The 22,022-nt window shown below is 72.6% G+C and carries 25 protein-coding genes, 1 tRNA gene and 1 pseudogene; 5 read left to right on the top strand and 22 right to left on the bottom strand.

The features are described 5' to 3' along the window. Positions 1-75 precede the first annotated feature (75 nt). The 11 genes and pseudogenes from panC to folP form a co-directional block, all read right to left on the bottom strand. On the bottom strand, positions 76-945 hold the full coding sequence (gene panC / locus EV372_RS13190) for a pantoate--beta-alanine ligase (RefSeq protein WP_130396246.1): 870 nt from the start codon (positions 943-945) through the stop codon (positions 76-78). A 65-nt stretch (positions 946-1,010) separates the two neighbouring features. Continuing rightward, on the bottom strand, positions 1,011-1,895 hold the full coding sequence (locus EV372_RS13185) for a Rossmann-like and DUF2520 domain-containing protein (protein ID WP_013155969.1): 885 nt from the start codon (positions 1,893-1,895) through the stop codon (positions 1,011-1,013). 185 nt (positions 1,896-2,080) lie between these two features. Then, positions 2,081-2,323: a hypothetical protein gene (locus EV372_RS13180; RefSeq protein WP_013155968.1), complete on the bottom strand. Its 243-nt coding sequence runs from the start codon at positions 2,321-2,323 to the stop codon at positions 2,081-2,083. Positions 2,324-2,756: 433 nt separating this feature from the next. Continuing rightward, positions 2,757-2,996: a chaplin family protein gene (locus EV372_RS13175; RefSeq protein WP_019610459.1), complete on the bottom strand. Its 240-nt coding sequence runs from the start codon at positions 2,994-2,996 to the stop codon at positions 2,757-2,759. Positions 2,997-3,241: 245 nt separating this feature from the next. Then, entirely contained in the window at positions 3,242-4,858 is a 1,617-nt protein-coding gene (locus EV372_RS13170; RefSeq protein WP_130396245.1) for a PH domain-containing protein, read from the bottom strand. 144 nt (positions 4,859-5,002) lie between these two features. After that, positions 5,003-5,449, bottom strand: coding sequence for a PH domain-containing protein (locus tag EV372_RS13160; protein ID WP_130398906.1), 447 nt, complete (start codon positions 5,447-5,449; stop codon positions 5,003-5,005). A 171-nt stretch (positions 5,450-5,620) separates the two neighbouring features. Beyond that, positions 5,621-6,103 carry a DUF3180 domain-containing protein gene (locus EV372_RS13155; RefSeq protein WP_197044254.1) on the bottom strand — a complete coding sequence of 161 codons (483 nt, stop codon included), beginning with the start codon at positions 6,101-6,103 and terminating at the stop codon, positions 5,621-5,623. Continuing rightward, a complete protein-coding gene (folK, locus tag EV372_RS29430) occupies positions 6,103-6,603 on the bottom strand; it encodes a 2-amino-4-hydroxy-6-hydroxymethyldihydropteridine diphosphokinase (protein WP_486484130.1) in 501 nt (166 codons plus the stop codon). The genes EV372_RS13155 and folK overlap by 1 nt, the downstream gene beginning before the upstream one ends. A 75-nt stretch (positions 6,604-6,678) precedes the next feature. Further along, positions 6,679-7,035: pseudogene (gene folB, locus EV372_RS29425) on the bottom strand (dihydroneopterin aldolase); the annotation flags it as partial. Further along, positions 7,035-7,484, bottom strand: a complete 450-nt coding sequence (locus EV372_RS13145; protein ID WP_013155962.1) for a nuclear transport factor 2 family protein — start codon at positions 7,482-7,484, stop codon at positions 7,035-7,037. The pseudogene folB and the gene EV372_RS13145, both read right to left, overlap by 1 nt. Next, positions 7,481-8,383, bottom strand: coding sequence for a dihydropteroate synthase (folP, locus tag EV372_RS13140; protein WP_253795995.1), 903 nt, complete (start codon positions 8,381-8,383; stop codon positions 7,481-7,483). The genes EV372_RS13145 and folP overlap by 4 nt, the downstream gene beginning before the upstream one ends. Positions 8,384-8,573: 190 nt before the next feature. Here folP and EV372_RS13135 point away from each other — a divergent pair, with 190 nt between their 5' ends. Next, complete coding sequence (locus EV372_RS13135; protein ID WP_130396241.1) at positions 8,574-9,464, top strand: transposase; 891 nt, start codon at positions 8,574-8,576, stop codon at positions 9,462-9,464. 262 nt (positions 9,465-9,726) lie between these two features. Here EV372_RS13135 and folE read toward each other — a convergent pair whose 3' ends face one another. The 6 genes from folE to dacB form a co-directional block, all read right to left on the bottom strand. Next, complete coding sequence (gene folE, locus EV372_RS13130) at positions 9,727-10,326, bottom strand: GTP cyclohydrolase I FolE (RefSeq protein WP_130396240.1); 600 nt, start codon at positions 10,324-10,326, stop codon at positions 9,727-9,729. After that, positions 10,323-12,380, bottom strand: coding sequence for an ATP-dependent zinc metalloprotease FtsH (gene ftsH, locus EV372_RS13125; RefSeq protein ID WP_130396239.1), 2,058 nt, complete (start codon positions 12,378-12,380; stop codon positions 10,323-10,325). Before ftsH ends, folE begins: the two co-directional genes overlap by 4 nt. Before the next feature lie 298 nt (positions 12,381-12,678). Next, positions 12,679-13,233 (bottom strand): hypoxanthine phosphoribosyltransferase, encoded by a 555-nt coding sequence (hpt, locus tag EV372_RS13120; RefSeq protein ID WP_019610465.1) that lies wholly within the window; start codon positions 13,231-13,233, stop codon positions 12,679-12,681. A 137-nt stretch (positions 13,234-13,370) separates the two neighbouring features. Beyond that, positions 13,371-14,375 (bottom strand): tRNA lysidine(34) synthetase TilS, encoded by a 1,005-nt coding sequence (tilS, locus tag EV372_RS13115; RefSeq protein ID WP_130396238.1) that lies wholly within the window; start codon positions 14,373-14,375, stop codon positions 13,371-13,373. Further along, positions 14,372-15,454, bottom strand: coding sequence for a zinc-dependent metalloprotease (locus tag EV372_RS13110; protein WP_130398904.1), 1,083 nt, complete (start codon positions 15,452-15,454; stop codon positions 14,372-14,374). Before EV372_RS13110 ends, tilS begins: the two co-directional genes overlap by 4 nt. A gap of 177 nt (positions 15,455-15,631) precedes the next feature. Continuing rightward, positions 15,632-16,999 carry a D-alanyl-D-alanine carboxypeptidase/D-alanyl-D-alanine endopeptidase gene (gene dacB / locus EV372_RS13105; protein WP_130396237.1) on the bottom strand — a complete coding sequence of 456 codons (1,368 nt, stop codon included), beginning with the start codon at positions 16,997-16,999 and terminating at the stop codon, positions 15,632-15,634. Positions 17,000-17,085: 86 nt separating this feature from the next. Here dacB and EV372_RS13100 point away from each other — a divergent pair, with 86 nt between their 5' ends. After that, positions 17,086-17,613: an inorganic diphosphatase gene (locus EV372_RS13100; protein WP_013155954.1), complete on the top strand. Its 528-nt coding sequence runs from the start codon at positions 17,086-17,088 to the stop codon at positions 17,611-17,613. Positions 17,614-17,701: 88 nt separating this feature from the next. On the opposite strand, the gene EV372_RS13095 is transcribed toward EV372_RS13100, so the two are convergent. Both EV372_RS13095 and EV372_RS13090 read right to left on the bottom strand, forming a co-directional pair. Then, positions 17,702-18,295 carry an RNA polymerase sigma factor gene (locus EV372_RS13095; protein WP_130396236.1) on the bottom strand — a complete coding sequence of 198 codons (594 nt, stop codon included), beginning with the start codon at positions 18,293-18,295 and terminating at the stop codon, positions 17,702-17,704. A 34-nt stretch (positions 18,296-18,329) separates the two neighbouring features. Beyond that, the gene (locus tag EV372_RS13090) at positions 18,330-18,536 is read right to left on the bottom strand and encodes a hypothetical protein (protein ID WP_019610469.1); all 207 of its coding nucleotides are present in this window, start codon (positions 18,534-18,536) and stop codon (positions 18,330-18,332) included. A gap of 546 nt (positions 18,537-19,082) precedes the next feature. Between EV372_RS13090 and EV372_RS13085 the strand changes: the two genes are divergently transcribed. Continuing rightward, positions 19,083-19,673, top strand: coding sequence for a cupin domain-containing protein (locus EV372_RS13085; RefSeq protein ID WP_130396235.1), 591 nt, complete (start codon positions 19,083-19,085; stop codon positions 19,671-19,673). A gap of 22 nt (positions 19,674-19,695) precedes the next feature. Here EV372_RS13085 and EV372_RS13080 read toward each other — a convergent pair whose 3' ends face one another. Continuing rightward, entirely contained in the window at positions 19,696-20,085 is a 390-nt protein-coding gene (locus EV372_RS13080; RefSeq protein ID WP_013155950.1) for a hypothetical protein, read from the bottom strand. A 37-nt stretch (positions 20,086-20,122) separates the two neighbouring features. Further along, positions 20,123-20,341, bottom strand: coding sequence for a hypothetical protein (locus EV372_RS13075; RefSeq protein WP_013155949.1), 219 nt, complete (start codon positions 20,339-20,341; stop codon positions 20,123-20,125). Positions 20,342-20,510: 169 nt separating this feature from the next. On the opposite strand from EV372_RS13075, the gene EV372_RS13070 reads away from it, so the two are divergent. Both EV372_RS13070 and EV372_RS29050 read left to right on the top strand, forming a co-directional pair. Further along, a complete protein-coding gene (locus tag EV372_RS13070) occupies positions 20,511-21,344 on the top strand; it encodes an exonuclease domain-containing protein (protein ID WP_130396234.1) in 834 nt (277 codons plus the stop codon). A 170-nt stretch (positions 21,345-21,514) separates the two neighbouring features. Further along, the gene (locus tag EV372_RS29050) at positions 21,515-21,682 is read left to right on the top strand and encodes a hypothetical protein (protein WP_156095244.1); all 168 of its coding nucleotides are present in this window, start codon (positions 21,515-21,517) and stop codon (positions 21,680-21,682) included. A gap of 237 nt (positions 21,683-21,919) precedes the next feature. Here the strand turns inward: EV372_RS29050 and EV372_RS13065 are convergent. Further along, positions 21,920-21,992: transfer RNA gene (locus EV372_RS13065), tRNA-Thr, on the bottom strand. Between the last annotated feature and the right edge of the window lie 30 nt (positions 21,993-22,022).

Raw genomic sequence — 22,022 nt, 5'->3', positions numbered from 1 at the left:
TCCGGGGTGCCGCCGGTACGCGGCGCTGGTGTGCGGGGGATCCGGCCCACCCCTGGGACGCGGGGCGGGGTCGGCCTAGAGGGTCAGGGACACGTTGTCGATGAGCCGGGTCGCGCCCACGCGGGCGGCGACGGCCAGGACGGCCTCGCCCGCGTGGTCGGCGGGGACGTCGGCGAAGGTGGCGGGGTCCACCAACGCGAGGTAGTCGAGTTCGACGGGGGGTTGGGCCCCGGCCGCGTCGTCCAGGACGGCCCGGGCCGCGGCGCGGACGGCGTCGGGGCCCCCGGGGACGGCGGCGCGGCCCGCCTCCAGGGCGCGGGACAGGGACAGGGCGCTGGCGCGCTCGGCCCCGGAGAGGTAGACGTTGCGGCTGGAGGTGGCCAGGCCGTCGGGGTCGCGCAGGGTGGGCGCGCCGACGATCTCCACCGGCATGTTGAGGTCGGCGGCCATGCGGCGGACCACGGCGAGCTGCTGGGCGTCCTTGCTCCCGAAGACCGCGAGGTCCGGGCCGACCAGGTGCAGGAGCTTGCTGACCACGGTGAGCACGCCGGTGAAGAACCCGGGGCGGGAGGCGCCCTCCAGCCGGTCGCCCATCGCGCCCGCGTGGACGGTGACCGTCTGCTCGGCGGGGTACATGGTGTCGACTCCGGGGGCGAAGACCACGTCGACGCCCTCCTCCGCGCACACGGCGGTGTCGGTGTCCAGGGTGCGCGGGTAGCGGTCGAAGTCCTCGTTGGGCCCGAACTGGAGCGGGTTGACGAAGACGCTGACGACCACGGTGTCGGCGCGTTCGCGGGCCAGGCGCATGAGGCTGCGGTGGCCCTCGTGCAGGGCGCCCATGGTGGGGACGAGGGCGACGCGCCCGGCGCCCGTGAGGGCGCGGCGCAGCTCGTCGGGCGTGTGCGCGACGAGGGGGGCGGGGGCGGAGGAGTGCGGTGCGGTCATCGGTGGTTTCCCGTGGTGGTGTTCTGCGTCGCGGCGGCCGTGCGCGCGCCGGACCCGGCGGCGTCTCAGCGGCGGAGGACGTCGAGCAGGCGCGCGGCGTCCTCGGGCTTGAGCATTCCGGCGTTGATGGCGCGGTCGGCGGTGAGCCGGGCGAGTTCGACGTAGCTGGCCACGCTCTCGGGGGCGTTCTCCCGCAGCTGCTCGATGTGCCCGGCGACGGTTCCGGCGTCGCCGCGCAGGACGGGGCCGCTGAGCCCGTGGATGCCCAGCCGCAGGGCGTTGTCCAGGGCCGCGCTGAGCATGGGGGCCAGCATGCGGCCGGGTTCGGGGACCCCGGCGGAGGCGAGCAGGGCGGCACTGTCGGAGACCAGGGTGACCAGGTGGTTGGCGCCTCCGGCGAGGGCCGCGTGGTAGAGGGTGCGCTTGTCCTCGGTGATCCACACGGGTTCGGCGCCCATCTCGACGACGAGGGCCTCGGCGATGGGGCGCAGCTGCTCGGGCGCGGTGACGCCGAACGCGCAGTTGGCGAGGCGGTCGACGTCCTCGTCGCGCCCGGTGAAGGTCATGGCGGGGTGGAGCGCGAGGGGCAGCGCGCCGACGAGGGTGGCGGGGGCCAGGACGCCGTAGCCGTGGGCGCCGCTGGCGTGGACGAGGATCTTGCCGCGCAGGTCGGTGCCGGTGGAGGCGAGCCCCTCGACGAGTTCGGGGAGGGCGTCGTCGGGGACGGTGAGCAGGACGAGGTCGCTGGCCTCGGCGACCTGCGCCGGTTCGAGCACGCGCGCGGTGGGCAGGCGGTCGGCGACGCGGGCACGGGAGGCGTCGGAGACCGCGGAGGCGGCGACGACCTTGTGCCCGGCCCGGCCGAGGGCCTGTCCGAGGACGGAGCCGACCCGGCCGGATCCGATGACGCCGATCCGCAGGCGGGCGGGGCGTCCCTGCGTCGTCTCCATGTGTGCCCCCTCGTGGTCCGAACGCGTGGGGCGCTTCCGGTTCCTGTCGTGCCGGGGCGCCTGAGCACACGATAGTCCTCCCCGGCCGGTGACCTGCCGACCCGCCCCCGCGCACGCGTGTGGGGGCGGACACCGCGTCCGCCCCCACCACCCGGCACGCCGACCCCTCCGCGGGGCCGACAGGATCAGTCCTGGATGATCACCCCGGTGTTGAAGCACGAGCCCAGGGACTGGCCGAAGGCGGCGTTGGAGTTGCCGCAACCCACGTTCCCGTTCGTCAGGCCGTTGATGTAGGAGAGGTTGCCGCTGAATTCGGAATCGTGGTTGGAGGTCCAGGTGCCGACGTTCGCGGCCGCCGGTGCCGCGGTGAGGAGGACTCCGGCCGAGGCGAGGATCACGGCACTGGTGGCGAGCGTCTTCTTGAGCACTGCGCGTCTCCTTCTGTGTCCGGTCGGGGGGACCGCCGGACGGCTGGTTGTGTGGCGGCCCCGGGGGGAGCCGCTCAAGAAATTACCCCCGGGAAGCCCTCGTTTCCCCGCTTTGAACTGGCCTTATAACGAGAAGCATCCTTATGTTCACACTGCGTGCGCGCACCTCTCGGGTGTGTTCGGGACAAAGACCCAGACATCGGCGGCAGGCGTGTGCGCGCAGCGTCACCGGCCGAACGGTTTCCAGTCGGACGACAATTGCGATTGCGGCCGAGCGGAAGTGGCGGGTCGCGACGGGGTTCGCGGGTCGGATCCGGGAGGATCGGGTGCGGGGCCCGGACACGGCGAAGGCGCCACCCCGTCGTCACGGGATGGCGCCTCGTCCGGGAGCCCGTCGCCCGGCGGGGCCGGAGCGGGCCGCCCGGAGCTGCTGCTAGTTCTTCACCGTGGCGCCGGAGTCGACGCAGTTGGCGCCGGCCACACCGAGGACCGCGATGGCGTTGCCGCAGACGTTGATCGGCACGTCCAGGTCGGCCACGAGCTGGTTGCCCCCCAGGATGCTTCCGTTGCCGGAGGTCGAGACGTCGTCGACGGCCATGGCCGGAGCGCCGGTGAACAGGACGCCCGCGGCGGCGGCGGCGATGGCACTGGCGGCGAAAGCCTTCTTCAGCATGTGGTTTCTCCCGTCGGACCGGTTGGCGGGGGGCGCCAACCGGTCGATACCATTGACTATGCGTATGACAATGAACACTCCCCGTGTTCGGTCACCATTTAGCCATACTCCCTCGCTCCGCGTGGCCATAACGCGAAAGCATTTCGCGACCGCGAGCTGGAATTATCACCTTCCGTGCGCACCCATGTCCGACATGTGAGCCGCAAAAGGGAGTCCGAGAACCCCTTAATGTGATGCACGCCACATCAGTGTTCGGGGGTGTCCCGGATCCCCTCCGTACCGTCCTCGGCGGAGGTGTCGGCGGTGCCGTTTTTCCCGGTTTCCGTGACCCCTGGCCCCGGATCCTCGGATTCGGGACCTTCGGCCCCCGGCTCCAGGAAACGCGGACGGCCGCCCGGCGGCGGCGCGGCCGGAGCCGGGGCCTCGACGCGCGTCGGGCCCCGCGTGTCCTCGGTGCGCGCCGACGCCCCGGCGGACGCGGGTTCCGCGGGTCCGGCCTCCTCGAAGGAGGGCCGCCCCGCGGCCCCGGTCCGGCGGGTGAGGGTGGCGCGGGTCGCCCAGCGCTCCGTGCCCGCCGCGGGCACCCGGGCCCGGCGCCCGTACTCGGCCAGCGCGTCCAGGAAGCGGCGCGCCTCCCGGGCCTGGCGCCCGTGGGCCCTGGCGCGGACCGGCCCCGGGGGCGTGTCCACGTCCACCGCGACACGTCCCGTCAGACGGGCCAGCGGCCCGGCGACCAGGCGCGCCGTCTGGACGCGTTCCACCGGGACGATCTCGGTCACCAGGCAGAACAGGCCGCGCGTGCTGACGAAGAGGTGCTCGTCCACGCCCATCAGGTTCGGCACCGGCCTGTCGTTGGGCACGAGCGGCACGTGGGCCGCCTCGCTCTCCGGGAACAGCTCGTTGACCAGGGCGAAGGCCGTGCGGCGCGGCGCCACGGGCAGCAGGGTGGACGAGTCGGCCTGGCGCGCGCCCGCGTAACCGGCCACGTTGGCCTCGACCCGGGCCACGCCCAGGGCCCGCCAGAGCAGGGGCTCGACCACGCGCACGGCCTGCACGCGCCCCGGCGGGACCGTCTGCATGCGCCGCTGGAACATGCCGTAGCGCAGGCGCAGGCCGTCGGAGGACAGGGAGGCGTAGTAGTCGGTGTAGCGGGCCAGGGGCCCCCAGAAGTAGCGCAGCAGCCCCAGGGTGAGCGGGAGGAGCGCGCCCACCACACCCGGTTCCGCGAAGACCGCGCCCGCCGTGGCGAGCATGAGCAGCGCGATGAAGGACAGCAGGACCGGCACGCGGAAGGTCAGCGCGCCGAGCAGCAGCAGGAAGGGCAGCCGGTAGAACGGCCACTCCGGCGCCTCGGGCGAGCGCCCGGGGAGTCCGGCGGCGTGCGCGAGGACCGCCACGCGCAGGCGCTCGGCCAGGACGCGGGGCAGGCAGCGCAGCCGGATGTCGCTCCCGTCGCCGCCCGCCAGCTCGATGCGCAGCTCGGCCATGCCGAACACCTGGAGGAACAGGGGCCGGACCACGTCCACCGCCTGGAGGCGGCTGAGCGGCACCTCGCGCGAGCTGCGCCTGACCAGGCCGCTGTGGACGACCAGGTGGTCCTCGCGCAGTCCGAAGGTGGCGTACCACCACGCGGGCAGGGCGTAGGCGAGCGTGCCGAAGACGACGGCCACGGCCATCATCACGACCCAGGCGAAGCCGAAGGTGTTGAGGATGGGGCCGACCAGCGCCACGAACACCAGGGTCACCGCGACGACCTGGAGCGGGACGCTCATCCAGTGCGCGCGGAACACGCCCGTGGTGACGTCGTCCTCCGGCCGCGGGGGCCGGACCGGCTGGGGCCGCCACCCGGACGGGGGCGGCACGGCGGAGGGCCGCGGCGGACCGAACGGCGGACCGGGCGGCCCGAACGGCGGTCCCGGAGGGCCCTGGTACCACTGGGGCCCTCCGGGCCCCGGTCGGACGTGCGGGCCCGGGGGGCCCTGCGGCGGCTGAGCTGGTCCGTGCACTTACAACCCCGTCGAGAAGCTCTCACTGCGCGCCGCGAGCCGGTCGCGCATCCGGACGGCCTCGGCCAGCGGCAGCCCGACCACCCGGGTGTCCGCGGTGCTGGCGGCGGTGCGCACCTGCACGGTGGCGATCCCCAGGGCCTGTTCGAGGAGGTCGGCGGTGACGTCCACGACCTGCATCCGGCCGTAGGGGATGACCACCAGCTGCCTCACGAACACCCCGTAGGTGAGGTAGAGCTCCTCGTCGGCCTCCGCGTAGCCCCACGACCGGCGGAAGAGCCCGGCCAGGACCCAGCCCGCGGCCAGGACCGCCGCGGCCAGAACCGCCCAGACGGCGGCCCAGGGCCAGGAGGCCCGCACGAGCAGCAGCACGGCGCCCCCGCCCCCGGCGATCAGGCACAGCGTGCCCACCACGATCCGGCGGTACCAGGCCAGGGCGGGCGACACACGGCTCCAGGAGGCTTCCCCGGGCGGTGCGAACGCCGCGTCGAGCGGCCTGGAGGGCCCGGGCGGCGGTGTCGTGTCACTGGTCTCCACGGAGCCAGTCAACCATCCGGGGGCAAGCACCGGCGGACCGACGCGGCGCGCAGGCGAATCCGGGCGAAAGACCCCGAGGCGTCAGAACCGGGCGCCGTCCTGCGGATCGTCGTCCTCGGGGACCCGGCAGGCGTGCTCCAGGTACAGGGCTGCGGCCAGCAGCAGCCCCGACGACAGGGCCGTGCCCAGCGCGGTGAGGAAGACCTCCCGGTGCACGGGCAGCACCAGCGTGTCCGACACCGAGAGCGCCATCCCCGCGAAGAAGCCCAGAGCCAGGGACGCGAACAGCGCGCTGGCCTTGGCCAGGGCGACCAGGCGGGCCGCGCTGAGCGGCTGCATCGGCTCGGTCCCCGACTCCCGACGGATGCGCCTGCGGGTCCGCCCCGCCGTGTAGCCCTCGGCGACCGCGAGCAGCAGCAGGGTCGGGATCGCCGACCACGGCAGCAGCGGCAGCCCCGGCAGGGAGTTGGTGACCAGCACCCCCGCGAGGGCGCCGACCACCGCGAGCAGGGACGGCACCCGCCACCCGGTGGGGCGCATCCGCCCCTCCTCGTCCCGGGGCATCAGCCCCGCCCCGGCAGACGCAGTCGCAGGTCGTCGCGCCGGTGCAGCCCCTGCTCACCGCAGGCCTCCAGCAGGTCGGCGACCGGCCCCCTCCCGGGCAGGCGCGCCCCGGGGTCGGCGTCCAGCCAGGGCCGGAGCACGAACCCCCGTTCGTGGGCGCGCGGGTGCGGCAGGGTCAGCTCCGGGTCGTCGTCGCGCACGTCCCCGAACGCGATGACGTCCACGTCCAGCGTGCGCGGCCCCCACCGGACCTCGCGGACGCGGTCGAAGGCCCGCTCGGCCGCGCGGGCGCGCTCCAGCAGGGCGCGGGGCGGGCCGTCGGTGTCCACGACCAGGACCGCGTTGAGGAAGGCGCCCTGTTCGGGGCCGCCCACCGGCGCGGTCTCGTAGACGGGGGACACCGCCACCGGAACCGGCGCGTCCGCGCCGTCCAGCAGCGTGTCCACGGCCCCCTGGAGGGCGGCCATCCGGTCCCCGAGGTTGGAGCCCAGGGAGAGCACGGCGCGCCGCCTGGCGGGGTCCTGCGCGCCCGCCGGGTCCCGGGCGTCCCCGAGGTCGCCGGGTTCGCGCCGCGTCCGCTCCCGGACCACGGTGACGGCCACGTCGGCGAACTCGTGCTCGATGGGCGCCGACGGCTTGTGCACCGTCACCTCCGCCCGCTCGACCAGCGGTTCGGCCAGGCACTCCCGGACCAGCCGCTCGGCGAGGGTCTCGATCAGGTTGACCGGCTCCCCGGTCACGATCGCGACCAGGCGGTCGGCGAGCAGGCCGTAGTGGACGGTGTCGCCCACGTCGTCGGAGGCCGCCGCCGGGGCGGTGTCCAGGTACAGCACCGCGTCGACCACGAAGTCCTGGCCCTCCCGGCGCTCGAAGTCGAACACGCCGTGGTGGCCGCGGGCCCGCAGTCCGCGGAGCGCGACGCGATCGGGCATCAGGCCTCGACCTCTCCCTCGTCCTCGTCATCCTCCATGAGCACGGGCGAGGCGTGGTGCGACCACAGCCGCCACCCCTGGTCGGTGTCCACGAACAGGTTGGTGGTCACCACCTGGCCGCCCGCGACGAAGCCGGGACTGTCCTCCTCGGCGGTCAGCACGTTCTCCTCGCACGTGACCATGGCGATGTCGCCGCCGACCCCGATGTGGGTCTCGGTGAGCACGTACTGGATGTAGGTGACGTTGGCCATGATCAGCGACCAGGCGCGCATGATCTCGGTGCGCCCGCGCAGCAGCGGCCAGCCGGGGTTCACGCACACCAGGTCGGGCGCCTCGTGCTCCTCCGCCCAGACGCTGCGCATCAGGTCGATGTCGCCGTTCTCGATGGCGCTGTAGAACTGCGCGTTGGCCTCGGCCACGCTCTCCATGACCTCCTGCCGCGACTTCACAGGCGGCCCTCCACCGGCTCGGCGCGTCCCTCGTCCAGACGGGCGCCGCCGTCGGACCAGGCCGCCGCCACGCGGACGGCGTCGGCGCTGGGACGGACGTCGTGCACCCGCACGGCCCACGCCCCCCGGTCCGCGGACAGGGTGGTGACGGCCGCGGTGGCGGCGTCGCACTCGGTGAAGGGGCGGTCCTCGCCCTTGGCGTCGCCGAGCAGGCGGCTCAGGAAGCGCTTGCGCGATCCGGCCACCAGTACGGGGCGCCCCAGCTCGTGGAAGCGCTCCAGCTGGTGCAGCAGCGCCCAGTTGTGCGCCGGCTCGGGGCGTTTGGAGAATCCCAACCCGGGGTCCAGAACGATCTGTCCGGGGTCGACACCTGCACTGATCATGGCCTCCATACGGTCGCGGAGCTCATCGAGGACCTCCTGGACGACATCCGTGTACACGGCACGGCTCTGCATGTCATGACTATGCCCACGCCAGTGCATCAACACGTAGGCAACGCCGGAAGAAGCCACGAGTCGGGCCATGGCCGGGTCGGCGAGCCCTCCGCTGACGTCGTTGACCAGCACTGCCCCGGCCTCCACGGCCTTCTCGGCGATCTCGGCGCGCATGGTGTCGACGCTGACGGCGACGCCCCGCGCGGAGAGCTCCCGCACGACCGGTTCGACCCTGCGCAGCTCCTCGGCGGCGGAGACGCGCTGCGCGCCGGGACGGGTGGACTCACCGCCCACGTCGACCAGGTCCGCGCCCTCCTCGGCCAAGCGCATCCCGTGTTCGATCGCCCGGTCGGGATCGAACCACGCGCCGCCGTCGGAGAAGGAGTCGGGGGTGACGTTCACGACCCCCATGACCAGGCACCGCCCGCGGTCGGGCAGGCCCGGAAGTGTGTGTTTCGGCCCCATAAGGATCACCCTACGCGTACGCCGGAAAACCGGAGGCGCGCGCCCGGGGCTTGTGCCCGCCCGCGGAGGCGCGAAACCCTCCCCCGCGACCGAGTCGCGGGGGAGGGTTTCGCGTCAGGGACCCCTAGATCGTTGATGGGAAATCTCTGAACCTGCTGCGCCCATGACGAAGGGCGTCGAGGATCGGTGTGTGACGACCAACCTTGACGCCCTTCTGACAGCACTCTACGTCCATCTGGACGACCATGTGCTCCCTTCAACGGATCAACCCCGCCGGGCAGGGCGGCCCCGTCTGCTCACCGACGCCGAACTGGTCTGTGTCGCCATCGCCCAAGTCCTGCTGCGCCATGACTCCGAACGACACTGGATACGGGCCGCACCGGCACGTATCGGCCATCTCTTCCCTCGCCTGCCCACCCAGTCCGAGTACAACCGCCACCTGCGTGCCCTGGCCCCGACCTTGCTCCTGGCCACCCACTGGCTCAACCGGGCGACCCCCACCTGGCACGAGAACTTGAGGTTGATGGACGGCACCCCGGTGCGGTGCGGGGCCTCGCGGGTCACCGTCAACCGCTCCGGCCTGGGCGAGATCGCCGGTTACGGGATGGATAAGTCCCACCACGCGTTCTACTGGGGCGCCAAGCTCGTGCTGATCACCACCGCTGAAGGGTCGGTGTGCTCGTTCTCCCTGGCCCATCCCAAGGAGCTGGACGAGCGCAAGCAGGCGCTGCATCTGCTGCATGCGCAACCGCCCGCGGCGGGGCCGTGCCCGATTGTGTGTGACAAGGGCTTCGCTGGGGCCGGGATCGAGCAAGCCGCCGCGGGTCTGGGGCATGTTCTGGTGCGCCCGCGGCGCAAGGACGAGCCCGAGCGGGTGTTTCCGGGGTGGTTGCGGCAAAGGATCGAAGCGATCATCTGGGCGTTGAAGAACCAGCTCGGGTTGGAACGACACGCTGCGCGCACGGTTGAGGGGCTCTGGGCTCGTGTGTGTCAGCGCATCTGCGCGTTGAACGCGGTGATCTGGCACAACTGGGAAATTGGTGCCCCGGTCAAGCGGTCGATGGTGGCCTACGACCACTGACCAGGACACACATTTCCCATCAACGATCTAGAGCCTGTTCCTTCGAACCGGTCTCAGCTTGTGGGGGGTCGGTTCGGGCGCCCACGGGGTTCTGGAGGTGGCGGAGGCGGGTTCGCTCGTTCCTCACGCACCCGTCGTAGGCACCGAAGGTCCTCGTGCTCCGGGCGCCCGAACACCAGCAGGACCGCGCCGTAGGCGTCCGTTGAGGGTGGTGGCGGGCGACGGGTGGGACGAAGCGAAGCGGAGGCCTGAAGAACACCGCCTAGCGCTGGCTCAGGATCAGGCTCATCGCCTCGGAGCGGGTCCGGTCGCTGCTGCGGAAGATCCCCCGCACCGCCGAGGTGACGGTCTTGGCCCCGGGCTTGCGCACCCCGCGCATGGTCATGCACAGGTGCTCGGCCTCGACCACGACGATCACCCCGCGGGGCTGGAGGAACTCCATGATCGCGTCCGACACCTGACCGGTGAGCCGCTCCTGCACCTGCGGGCGGCGCGCGTACACGTCCACCAGGCGGGCGAGCTTGCTCAGGCCGGTGATGCGGCCGTCCGCGCCGGGGATGTAGCCCACGTGCGCCACCCCGTAGAACGGCACCAGGTGGTGCTCGCAGGTGGAGTAGAGCTCGATGTCCTTGACCAGGACCATCTCCTCGTGGTCGGCCTCGAACACGGTGGTGAGCACGTCCCCGGGCTTTTGCCCCAGCCCCGCGAACTGCTCCTCGTAGGCCCTGGCCACCCGTTCGGGCGTCTTGACCAGGCCGTCGCGGTCCGGGTCCTCGCCGATGGCGAGCAGGATCTCGCGGACGGCGCGCTCGATGCGCGGACGGTCCACGGACCTGGGCGGCAGGTCCTCGATCGGGCTCACGAGCTCTCCTCCCCGCCTCTGTCGGACGGCCCCGGGAGCTGTCCGTTGGTCGAGGAGCCCCGGACCGCCTGGGGGTCCTGGACGTCCGTGGAGCCCTGCACCGCGTCGGCGCCCGGGACCTCGGCGCCGTTGAGCACGGCCAGCTCCTTCTTGGAGCGCACCGGGGGCCGCTCGGAGGGCTGGCGCTTGCCGTACCCGGTGTAGGAGCCGCGGGAGGGGCGCTTGACCACCGGCGCGAAGATCTCCAGCACCTGGGCCTTGGACAGGGTCTCCTTCTCCAGCAGCGCCACGACCAGGTCGTCCAGGACGTCCCGGTACTCGACGAGGACCTCGTAGGCCTCGTCGTGCGCGGACTCGATGAGGCGGCGCACCTCCTCGTCGATGATGGAGGCGATCTCCTCGGAGTACTCGCGGGCGTGCGACATCTCCCGGCCCAGGAAGGGCTCGGTGTTGCCGGAGCCGAACTTGCGGGCGCCCAGGCGCTCGCTCATGCCGTACTCGGTGACCATGTTGCGGGCCAGGCTGGTGGCCTTGTCGATGTCGTTGCCCGCACCGGTGGTGGGCTCGTGGAAGACGAGCTCCTCCGCGGCACGGCCGCCGAGCATCATCGCGAGCTGGTCCATCATCTGCGAGCGCGAGGTGAGGAACTTGTCCTCCGTCGGCACCGACATCGTGTAGCCCAGGGCCCGGCCGCGCGGCAGGATCGTGATCTTGTGCACCGGGTCGGAGTTGGGCAGCGCGTGGCCCACCAGGGCGTGGCCGCCCTCGTGGTAGGCGATGACCTTCTTCTCCCGGTCGGACATCACCCGGGTCTTGCGCTCGGGACCGGCCATGACCCGCTCGATCGCCTCCTCCAGGACGGCGTGGGTGATGACGTTCCGGTCGGCGCGCGCGGACAGCAGGGCGCCCTCGTTGATGACGTTGGCCAGGTCGGCGCCGGTCATCCCGGCGGTCTGGCGGGCGATGACGTTGAAGTCGACGTCGTCCGCCATGGGCTTGCCCTTGGCGTGGACCTTGAGGATGTCGCGGCGGCCGTCCATGTCCGGACGGTCCACGACGACCTGCCGGTCGAAGCGGCCGGGGCGCAGCAGCGCCGGGTCGAGGATGTCGGGCCGGTTGGTGGCGGCGATGAGGATGACGCCGCCCTTGACGTCGAAGCCGTCCATCTCGACCAGCATCTGGTTGAGGGTCTGCTCGCGCTCGTCGTGCCCGCCGCCCATGCCGGCGCCGCGGTGGCGGCCGACGGCGTCGATCTCGTCGATGAAGATGATCGCGGGGGCGTTGGCCTTGGCCTGCTCGAACAGGTCGCGCACGCGGGAGGCGCCCACACCGACGAACATCTCGACGAAGTCCGAGCCGGAGATGGAGTAGAACGGGACCCCGGCCTCGCCGGCGACGGCGCGGGCCAGGAGGGTCTTACCGGTTCCGGGCGGGCCCATCAGGAGCACGCCCTTGGGGATCTTGGCGCCCATCGCCTGGAACTTGGCCGGGTTCTGGAGGAACTCCTTGATCTCGTGGAGCTCCTCGATGGCCTCGTCGGCCCCGGCGACGTCGGCGAAGGTGTTCTTGGGCGTGTCCTTGGTGATCAGCTTGGCCTTGGACTTGCCGAAGTTCATCACGCGCGAGCCGCCGCCCTGCATCTGGCTGAAGATGAACCAGAAGATGACGATGATGATGACCAGCGGCAGCAGGCTGAACAGGGCGGTGGTCCACACCGGCGTGGTGGCGACCGAGACCTCGTAGGACTCCAGGTTGGAGCCCTCGCTGTCCAGGGAGGTCTGGAGCATCTCCGCGAGCTGGAGGCCCTGCCCCTCGACCCAGTACGCCTCGTAGATCTTGTCGTCCACGGTGGTCAGCACGATGCGCTGGTCGCGGTCGACGATCTCGGCGTTGTCCACCTCGTCCCGCTCGATGAGCTGGTGGACGGTCGAGATGTCGGTCTCCGTGGGTTGGGGACCGCCACCGACGTCGAACACGCGGAAGCCGATGATGAGCATGAGGCCGACGGCCAGGATCCAGATCCACGGACCGCGGAAAAAACGCTTCAGATTCATGTGAGCGGAACCCTGTCGGGTCCGTCCCTCCTGACCAGGCCGCCCCGCCCCAGAGGAGTTTCCGAAGCAGGACCTATCGGACACGTGGTTCCCCGGAACATCGCCGGGATATTCGACGGTACACCTCGCCCCCGAGGGCGGGCACGCCCGCACGGACGACCGGACGGGAACCGTCATGAAAGCAACGACGACACCCCACCGCGTTGTTCCCGCGGCGCTCCCCACAGCCTCCGTACGGGTCGGTGCGAGCCCGTACGGAGTCCGGACGGCGCCTCCGCGGCGGGTCGGGCCCGCCGTCCTAGCTCTCGTAGACGTGCGGGGCGAGGGTGCCGATGAAGGGCAGGTTGCGGTACTTCTCGGCGTAGTCGAGGCCGTAGCCGACGATGAACTCGTTGGGCAGGTCGAAGCCGACGTACTCCACGTGCAGGTCCACGTCGAAGGCCAGCGGCTTGCGGATCATCGTGCAGACCTCCACCGAGCGGGGCCCGCGCGACTTCAGGTTGCCGATCAGCCACGACAGGGTCAGACCGGAGTCGATGACGTCCTCGACGATGAGCACGTCGCGGTCCTTGATGTCGGTCTCCAGGTCCTTGAGGATGCGGACCACACCGGAGGAGGTGGTCCCGGCCCCGTAGGAGGAGACCGCCATCCAGTCCATGGAGACCGGGGTGTGCAGTACCCGGGCGAGGTCGGCCATCACCATCACCGCGCCCTTGAGCACACCGACGATGAGCAGGTCCTTGCCCGCGTAGTCGGCGTCGATGCGCGCGCCGATCTCCTCCAGGCGGGCCTTGATCTCTTCCTCGGTGACCAGGACCTTCTCCAGGTCCCGACCCATGTCTTTGGCGTCCACGCTGATGTCCTCGCTGCTGGGTTCCCCGTTTGCGGCAACCAGGATAAACGTGCCGAACGCGGCGGCGGAGCCGGACCGGCCCGCCCTCCCCCGCGGCGGCGCGTCCCGGGGGCGGACACGCCGGGCGCGGCAGGGCCTCAGCGCTCGAAACGGACACGGCCCGCGACACGGCGGCCCCGGACGCCCCCGGGCAGGTCGATGTGGGCCTGACCACGCCACTCGGTGACCAGACGGTCCAGTTCGCGCACGTGCCGGGCGGTCAGCGCGCTGGCCGGACAGCCCGCGGCGAGCGCGGCGCGGCGCAGCACCCGGGTGCGCAGGGACTCGGGGGCCCGCTCCAGCGGTGCCACCGCCAGCACGGGTCCGACCGGGCGCGTGTCCCGCCCGTCCCCCTCCCCCGGGCCGGACGCCTCCTCGAACAGTCCGTCGGAGAGCAGGTCCAGGGTGTCGGCGTCCGCGCGCAGCATGCCCGCGGTGCGGGCGAGCGCGGCGGCGATCCCCGGGCCCAGCGCGCGCTCCAGGGCGGGCAGCGCCTCGTGGCGCACCCGCGACCGGGCGAAGCGGGGGTCGAGGTTGTGCGGGTCCTCCCACGCGTCCAGACCCATCCGGGCGCAGGCCTCGCGCACGGTGGCCCGGTCCAGGTCCAGCAGGGGGCGCAGGCGGCGGCCGACGCGCGGCGCCATGCCCGCCAGCGAGCGGGCCCCGGAGCCGCGGGCCAGGCCGAGCAGGACCGTCTCGGCCTGGTCGTCGAGCGTGTGGCCGAGCAGCACCACGGCGGGGGCGCGCTCGGCGACCGCCCCGTCCAGCGCCTCGTAGCGGGCGCGCCGGGCGGACGCCTCGGGCCCGCCCGGTCCGGTCACCCGCACCGTACGGACCAGGACGGGGTCGAGTCCGAGCCCGGCCAGGACCTTGGCCACGTCTTCGGCGCGCCGGTCCGAGCCCTCCTGGAGCCCGTGGTCGACGGTGACCGCCCCCGCGGCCCGGCCGGCGCGGGGGGCCTCGAAGGCCACCGCGCCCGCCAGCGCCAGGGAGTCGGCGCCGCCGCTGCACGCCACGAGCGCCGTGGTGTCGGCGGGCAGGTCGCGCAGCACCCGCCGGACCGCCGAGCGCACGGCGGCGACGGCGGGGTGCGGACCGCTCACTCGTTGATGGCGGCCGGGCGCACGACCCGGTCGACCCAGGCGGTGGGGTTGCGGATCTCCGCCAGGGTGGGCAGGGTCTCGGGCGAGGTCCACACCCGGTTGAACTCGGTCATCCCGACCTCGGCCACCACGGCGCGGACGAAGGCGGCGCCCTCCTCGTACTGGCGCATCTTCATGTCCATGCCCAGCAGCTGGCGCATGATCCGGTCGATCGGGTTGGCGGACTCGCGGCGCTTCTGGAAGCGGGCGCGGATGGTGGCGACGCTGGGCACCACCTCGGGGCCGACGGCGTCCATGACGAAGTCTCCGTGGCCCTCGGCGAGGCTCATGACCGCGGTGACCCGGTCCATGATCTCGCTCTGCTCGGGGCTCTGGATGGCGGTGATGAGGTTGCTCTCGCCCCCGCCCCGGACGGCGTCGGCGACGGCCTCGCCCGCGGCGCGCAGCCTGCTGATGAGGTCGCCCGCGTCCATCTCCGACGACAGGAGCAGCTCCTGCATGAGCCCCTGGACGTGGCCGCGCAGCCACGGCGTGGCCGTGAACTGCATGCGGTGGGTCTCCTCGTGCAGGCACACCCACAGGCGGAAGTCCCGGGGGTCGACGTCCATCTCGCGTTCGGCGTTGACGATGTTGGGCGCCACCAGCGTCAGACGGCCGGTCGGCAGGGTGCCGTCGGGGTCCGGCGGCAGGAAGAGTTCGTACTGGCCGAGGACCTTCCCCGCCAGGTAGGAGAGCACCGCTCCGAGCTGCACCCCGGTGATCCGGGAGCCGACCGCGCTGGTCAGGCTCCCGGCCGGGCTGTTGTTGAGCCGGTCGGCGCCCATCTGTTCGAGTACGGGTTCGATGACCACTCGGAACCCGTCGACGTTGGCTCTGATCCAGCCGGGGCGGTCCACGATGACCGCGGGGCCCGCTGGTTCGAGGGGGTTCATTCCGGTGAATTCGCGCACGTGCCCGGCCGCCACGGTGGAGAGCTCCCGCAACTGCGCGACGGCCTGCCGCGCGTCGGACAGGTCCACCTGCGGGCCCGGGCGCACGAGGCGGACACCGGTGTTCACGGCTACGTCCCAGTCGATCACAGTCACACCGCCAGCCTACCCACGAGGCGCGGGACGGCACGGGGATCAGGGTGGGAATTCCGGGTACCGCCCGGGATGACCCTGAGGACGACCGATTTCCCCGGTTCCTCCGGTGTCACCGGGGGGTTGCGCGCCGCCGCCGGGTCGCGCGGCCGGGGGCGTGCGCGTGGTGACCGGTCAGGAGCAGCCGCACTGGCTGAGCGCGGAGGCCAGGGGGTCCAGGCGGGAGCCCACGGCCTGGGGGTGGTTGGCCATGAAGGCGAACAGGAACAGGTTGCCCTCCTGGTCGTGGACGGTCCCGGCCAGGGTGCTCACCCCGTTCAGGGTGCCGGTCTTGCCGCGCACCAGCCCCGCGCCCTCGTGCGCCGTGGAGTAGGCCGAGTAGCGGCCCCCGCTGGCCAGGGTGCCCGTGGAGTTGGCCGTGGGCAGCCCGGTGATCGCGGCGTTGAGGTCGGGGCGGTCGTCGCTCGCGGCCAAGCGCAGCAGCTCCACCAGGGCCCGCGGCGTGATCCTGTTCTCGGTGCTCAGGCCGCTGTTGTCCGACAGCCGCACGCCCCGCACTCCCAGGCTCTCCATCACCTGGTGGGTGGCCGCCGCGGCGCCGTCGAAGGAGGGCTCCCCGCCCAGGGCGGTCGCGGTGACCCGCCCCAGCGCCTCGGCCATGTTGTTGTCGCTGGCCAGCATCATGTGCTCGACCAGCGCCGTCATCGGGGGCGAGTCGACGCTGGCGACGGGCTCCCCGGAGGCCCGCTCCTCGGTGGGAGGGCCCTCGACCGTGATCCCCGCCTCCTCCAGCTGTTCGGCGAAGGCCTCGGCGGCGAACAGGGGCGGGTCCGGTACGCGCGACCCGTAGCCGCTGGCCTCGGGGGAGAACCTCCCGGAGTCGATCATCAGCGCGTGCACCGTGGCGGTGCTGCCCTCGGTGACGTAGTTGGGCTTCCAGCCGGGGCCGGTGTCAGGACCGGTGAACAGCGAGTCGTCGTAGCCGAGGGAGACCGTGCCGACACCCTCCGCGCCCAGGGCCCGCGCCGTGCGCTCGGCCAGCTCCTCCAGGGTCGCTACCTGCGGGTAAGCTGCGGAGTCGGCGGTCGTGGTCAGGGTGACGTCGCCCTCTCCGCGCAGCACCACGCGGTCCTGTCCGGGAACCAGGTAGGCCTCGGTGCTCAGCACGTGGTCGGGTCCGACGGCGTCCAGCACGGCGACGGCCGTGGCGATCTTCGTGGTCGAGGCCGGGGTCACGGGGGCGTCCGGGTCCAGCTCGAAGAGCGTCTCACCGGTGGCGGCGTCCACGACGAAACCGGAGAGGCCCTCCTCGATCCCGGAATCCGACATGGGATCATCGAGGATGTCCGCGATCCGTTCCGGGTCCGCCGGAGTCGAGGCCGCGGGTTGCGCCGCCGCCACGCCCTCGGCGTCCGTGACCGGGTTGGGCGCCGCGGGAAGGGGCCGCGCTCCGATCACGTCGAGGGCGACAAACCCGGCAATCAGCACGAATATGTTGAGCAGGGCCAGCGCGAGGAGCGCCTCGCCTCGTACCCGTCGCACTCGGGGGCACCTGCCCTTCCTTCGGTGTAGCGGCCTGACGTTGTAGTTATACGGCGACATTAGTCGCATTGGGAGCCGAGATCAGCATGGAATTCGACGTTACGATCGAGATCCCCAAGGGGGAGCGCAACAAGTACGAGGTGGACCACGAGACCGGTCGTATCCGTCTCGACCGCATGCTGTTCACCTCCACGACCTACCCCGCCGACTACGGGTTCGTCGAGGGGACCCTCGGCGAGGACGGCGACCCCCTGGACGCCCTCGTCCTGCTCAAGGCCCCGACGTTCCCGGGCTGCCTGATCCGGGCCCGCGCCATCGGCATGTTCCGCATGCGCGACGAGGCGGGGGGCGACGACAAGCTGCTCTGCGTCCCCGCGACGGACCCGCGCCAGGAGCACCTGCGTGACATTCACCACGTGAACGAGTTCGAGCGCCTGGAGATCGAGCACTTCTTCACGGTCTACAAGGACCTGGAGCCCGGCAAGTCCGTGGAGGGCGCCACCTGGGTCGGCCGCCACGAGGCCGAGCAGGAGATCGTGGCCTCGGTCAAGCGCGCCGAGGAGGCCGGCGTGCACGGCGACGCCTCGCACATCTCCGAGGTCAAGGAGAGCTAGTCGGCTCCCGAACACACGTGTCACGGCGTCGCCGCGACGGCCCGGCGGAGGACTCCCCGCCGGGCCGCGCCGTGTCCGGGCGGCGGCCTCAGCGCTGACCCTGCGAGGCGACCGCCCCGGGGCCGGGCCGGGGTTCGTGCGCGGAGTCCGTGGTGAGCACGTACCCCGCCAGCGCGATCAGCAGCAGGGCGCACAGCAGCGCCAGGGCGACGGGCAGCAGGGAGGCCAGGCCGCGGGTCATGAGCGGGGCGCTCGGCGGTTTGGGGAAGCCCTCGCGGTCGAAGCGGTCGGCGCGCACGGCCACGTGCGTGCGGTAGCCGTCGAGTTCGGGACCGACCATGCCGTTGAGCACGCGCGTCGGGACCAGCGCGGTGTTCTCCGGCAGCCCCAGCTCGGTCGGGGCGTCGGCCCGCAGGCCGTTGGCCCGGTGGCGGGCGCACTCGGCCTCGGCGAGCGCGTGCAGCCACTCCCCCAGCCGGTCGGCGTCGGCGAGGCGCCCGATGTGCGCGCGGGCGACGATCAACGTGTCCCTGAGCACCACGTGCGCGGCGTCGCGGTCGCGCAGGACCAGGATGCAGCGCCGGTACAGCTCCGCTCCGTACGCGTCGAGAAGCCTGGCGTAGGCGTCCTCCGGCGGAGTACGGCCGGAGCGCAGGGCGTGGAGAAGATCCCGGTCCGTCATAGACCAAGAATCTACGCCGCGCGCGGCACGGTGCTCACCGCTTTGTCGAATCCGGTGGCGGCGGGGCGGGCCCTCCGGCGCGGGCGCGCAGCCACAGCAGCACGAAGGTGAGCGCGGTCAGGACGGCGACGAGCAGGGCCTCCCCCGGTCCGAGGAAGCCGAGCGCCATCACCCAGGCCGCCGCGACGACGAGCGCGCGCACCAGGACGCGCGCCCACAGTCCCGGCGCCTCGGTGCTCAACTGCGCCTTCCGGGGACGGATGCCATAACGGCCGCTCCTGTCACTACGGCTGGGGGATGGAGCCCTTTCCGGCGGTGGCCGCACACCGTACTCGGGTTCCACATGTCACCACCACGGAGCGCCGCCCGCAACACGCCCCGCGAACGCCGGGGCGAGGGGGGCGACACGCGGGGCCACCGCACCGTCGCTTGACTCCTCCCGGCCTTTGCTGGTCTCCTTACACCCATGTATCCGCGCACGCGCACCGACGCCATGGCTCGTACGGCCCCCGGGGCCTCCTGCCGCCTGGCCCGTGCGGCGTGTCCGTGTTGTCGTCGCTGAGTCGCAGCCGAGGCGTCCTCGTACGCCGTCGACCGACCGCGTGCCCCTCCGCGCCCCCAAGTCCATCGTGGACGCCGGGCGCTGGGCACCTCCCCGCAGGGTGATCTCCGTCTCCGCGTGAATCCGCGGGGCCGCTCCCCCTGCCGCCCCGGCGCACCGGGGCCTCCAGACGACATCCGCGCGCTCCCGTTCCCGGGGCGCGCACACGTGAAGGATCCTCTCACGATGCCCCAGCGCACTCTCTCCGGCACTGCCGTACTCCCCGCTCCCCACAACGCCACCGCACCGGCCGCCGCAGCGGCCCCGTCGTCCGCGCCGGCCCCGAGGAGCGCGCCCGTCTCCCTGGAGGGGATCGGCGACGTGGTGGACGCCGGACGCCGCTCCGGCTACGCCCACCTGGGCGAGCGCCGCATGCCGACCCTCGGCCGCCTGGTGACCGCCGCCCGGGGCGCCGCCGCCTCCCTGGGCGGGCCCGCGCTGCGGCCGTCCCGGCGGGGGCGCTGGCAGCTCGTCCCCCGCGCGGCCCGGCGCCAGGCGGGCGGCAGGCTCCGCGTGACCGCGGTGGCCCTCGAACCCAACAGTTTCGTGTCCGGACCCGCCCCGCACCCGTCCCGACAGCACGGCATGGAGGTGCTGTACCTGGTCAGCGGGCGCGCGCACCTGATCGCCTCCGCCCCGGACGGGCAGATGCGCTCGGCGTCGGAGCTGTCCGCCGGCCGGGCCCGGGTGGTGGGCTCCGCCGAGGGCAGCGGTGGCCGCCACCACCTCGTCAACACCGGCGACGAGGTGGCCGTGGTGGTCCGGGTGACCGCCTGAACGGGCACACGGGCACGCGAACTCACTCATCGCCGCCCCGTTCGGTCGCGGCCGCGCGCAGGGCGGCGTCGACCGCCTCGACCGACCTGAGGACGGCGGCCATGCGCTGTCCCTCCGCGAGGTAGGCGTTCATGACCTGGTCGAGGGCGTGCGGCGGCATGTGGTCGCGCAGGTCGACCCGGGCGGTCCGGTAGCCCTCCCGGGCGGCCTCCAGCGCCGAGGAGACGTACTGGTGGGCCAGCCGGGACAGGGCGACCGGATGGCGCCGCAGGACACCGTGCAGCCGGTAGTCGGCGGGCACGTGGTCGAACAGCCACACCAGGGCCGTCTGCTCGAAGGAGTCCGCCCCGGGCGGGTGGACGCTCGCGGGCCAGTCCGGCGTCAGCGACTGATCGGGCATGCCTCCGATCATACCCACTGTTCGAAAACCTGTTCGATGCCGCCGGGGGTCAGTCCACGGTCCCGGAGGATCCGGGCGTCCCGCCCTCGGCGGACTCGCGTCTCTCCATCTCCACGCGGATGGCCTGCTCCGCGGCGTCCACGGCGGCACGCGCGGTGATGGCGTTCGTGTGCGCCCGGTCCAGCTCCTCCAGGAGGATGCAGTCGAAGGAGACGCGGGCGTCGTGGATGGCTGCTTCGAGTTGACGTGATGCCTCTTCCAGACTCATGTCCCTCTTCCTTCCCCAGAAGTCGGCACTTGCACATCAAGGGCCCCAGGCGTCTCCCGCCGCGGTGCGCGCGGCACGCTCTCCCGGCGGACTGTCCCCGCGCCGTTCTACGATGTCCACGAATCGCCGCTGTTCACGGCGGTGTCGACCGTCCGGCCGAGAGGATCCCATGCGCAACCGCTATCCCGGGACATGCACCGACTGCCAGTCCTCCGTCGGCGCCGGTGAGGGTGTCGTCGTCAAGGAGGGCGGCCGGTGGCGCACCTACTGCGCGGAGCACGAGCCGCGCCCCACCCCTCCCGTCCGGGGCGCCCACCCCGGCTGGCACACCACTCCCCTGCTGGGGTTCGACACCGAGACCTCCTCCCGCGACCCCGACACCGCCTTCCTCGTCTCGGCCGCGCTGGTGGACCGCGAGGGCAAGGCCCGCACCTGGCTGGTGGACCCGGGCCCCCGCGAGATCCCCGCGGACGCCGTCGCCGTCCACGGCATCAGCACGGAGCGGGCCCGGGCCGAGGGCCGCCCCGCAGGGGAGTGCCTGGAGGAGATCGGACAGGCGCTGGCCGACCAGCTCTCCTCGGGGCAGGGGCTGGTGGTCTTCAACGCCCCCTACGACCTCCGGGTGCTCTCCGGGGAGATGCGGCGGCACGGGCTGACCCCCCTCGCCGAACGCCTGAGCGGCCCGCTGGCACCCGTGGTGGACCCGCTGGTGATCGACCGGGGCGTGGAGCCCTACCGCAGGGGCAAGCGCAACCTGGGCGCCATGTGCGAGTACTACGGCGTGGAGCTGACCGACGCACACACCGCGGCCGCCGACGCCTCGGCCGCGCTGGCCCTGGCCGAGGAGATCGGCGCCAGGCACCCCGAACTCGCCGCCGTCAGCCTGGCCGAGCTGCACCAGCGCCAGGTCGACTGGTCCCTGGCCTTCGCCCGCAACCGCCAGGAGTGGCTGGACCGCAGCAAACCCGGCCACGGAACCGTGGTGGACGGCACCTGGCCCTGACGGGCCGGTCCACGGCGGTGCCGGTGCGCCGCGCGGGGCCCGTGCGCTCCCGGGGCCGTCGAGCCCGGACGCACGCGCCCGGGGTCCGGCACCGGGAGAACACACCGTGTCGGGCCTCCCCGCGTGTGCGGTCGGGCGCGGAAGCGGGTAGGCCCCGAAGAGACGCGATCTTGGGGGACGACATGGTCTACTTCATCCTGGTGCTGCTGGCGATATGGCTCATCCTCGCCATCCTGGGCATGGTCATCAAGGGCCTGCTCTGGCTCGCCGTTATCGGCGCCGTCCTGTTCGTGGCCACCGCCGTGTGGGGCTGGTTCCAGAACCGGCAGCGCGCCTGAGGGCCGCGCGGGCCCGGACCGGACGGCGCCACGGCCCGCGAGGCGCCTCGGGCCCGTACGGGCGGTCGTGGAGGGGCCGACGTCACGGGGAGCCGTTCACCGTGGAGGCGACCGACCCCCTCCCGCGGCCAACGGAGCGAGTGCTCACCAGAACCGGTGGACACCGCAACCGGTGCCCGACACCACCTGTGCCCGGCCAAAAAAACGCCACCCCGGTCCGGGGTGGCGTTTCGGCTGAGCCGCCTGTCGGAATCGAACCGACGACCTATTCATTACGAGTGAATCGCTCTGCCGACTGAGCTAAGGCGGCGCGCCGCCGCGTGTCCCACGCGGCGATGCG

The sequence above is a fragment of the Nocardiopsis sp. CNZ308 genome (assembly GCF_004217075.1).
Note: the sequence above shows the minus strand (reverse complement) of the source record. Positions and strands in the feature narration are given on the sequence as shown.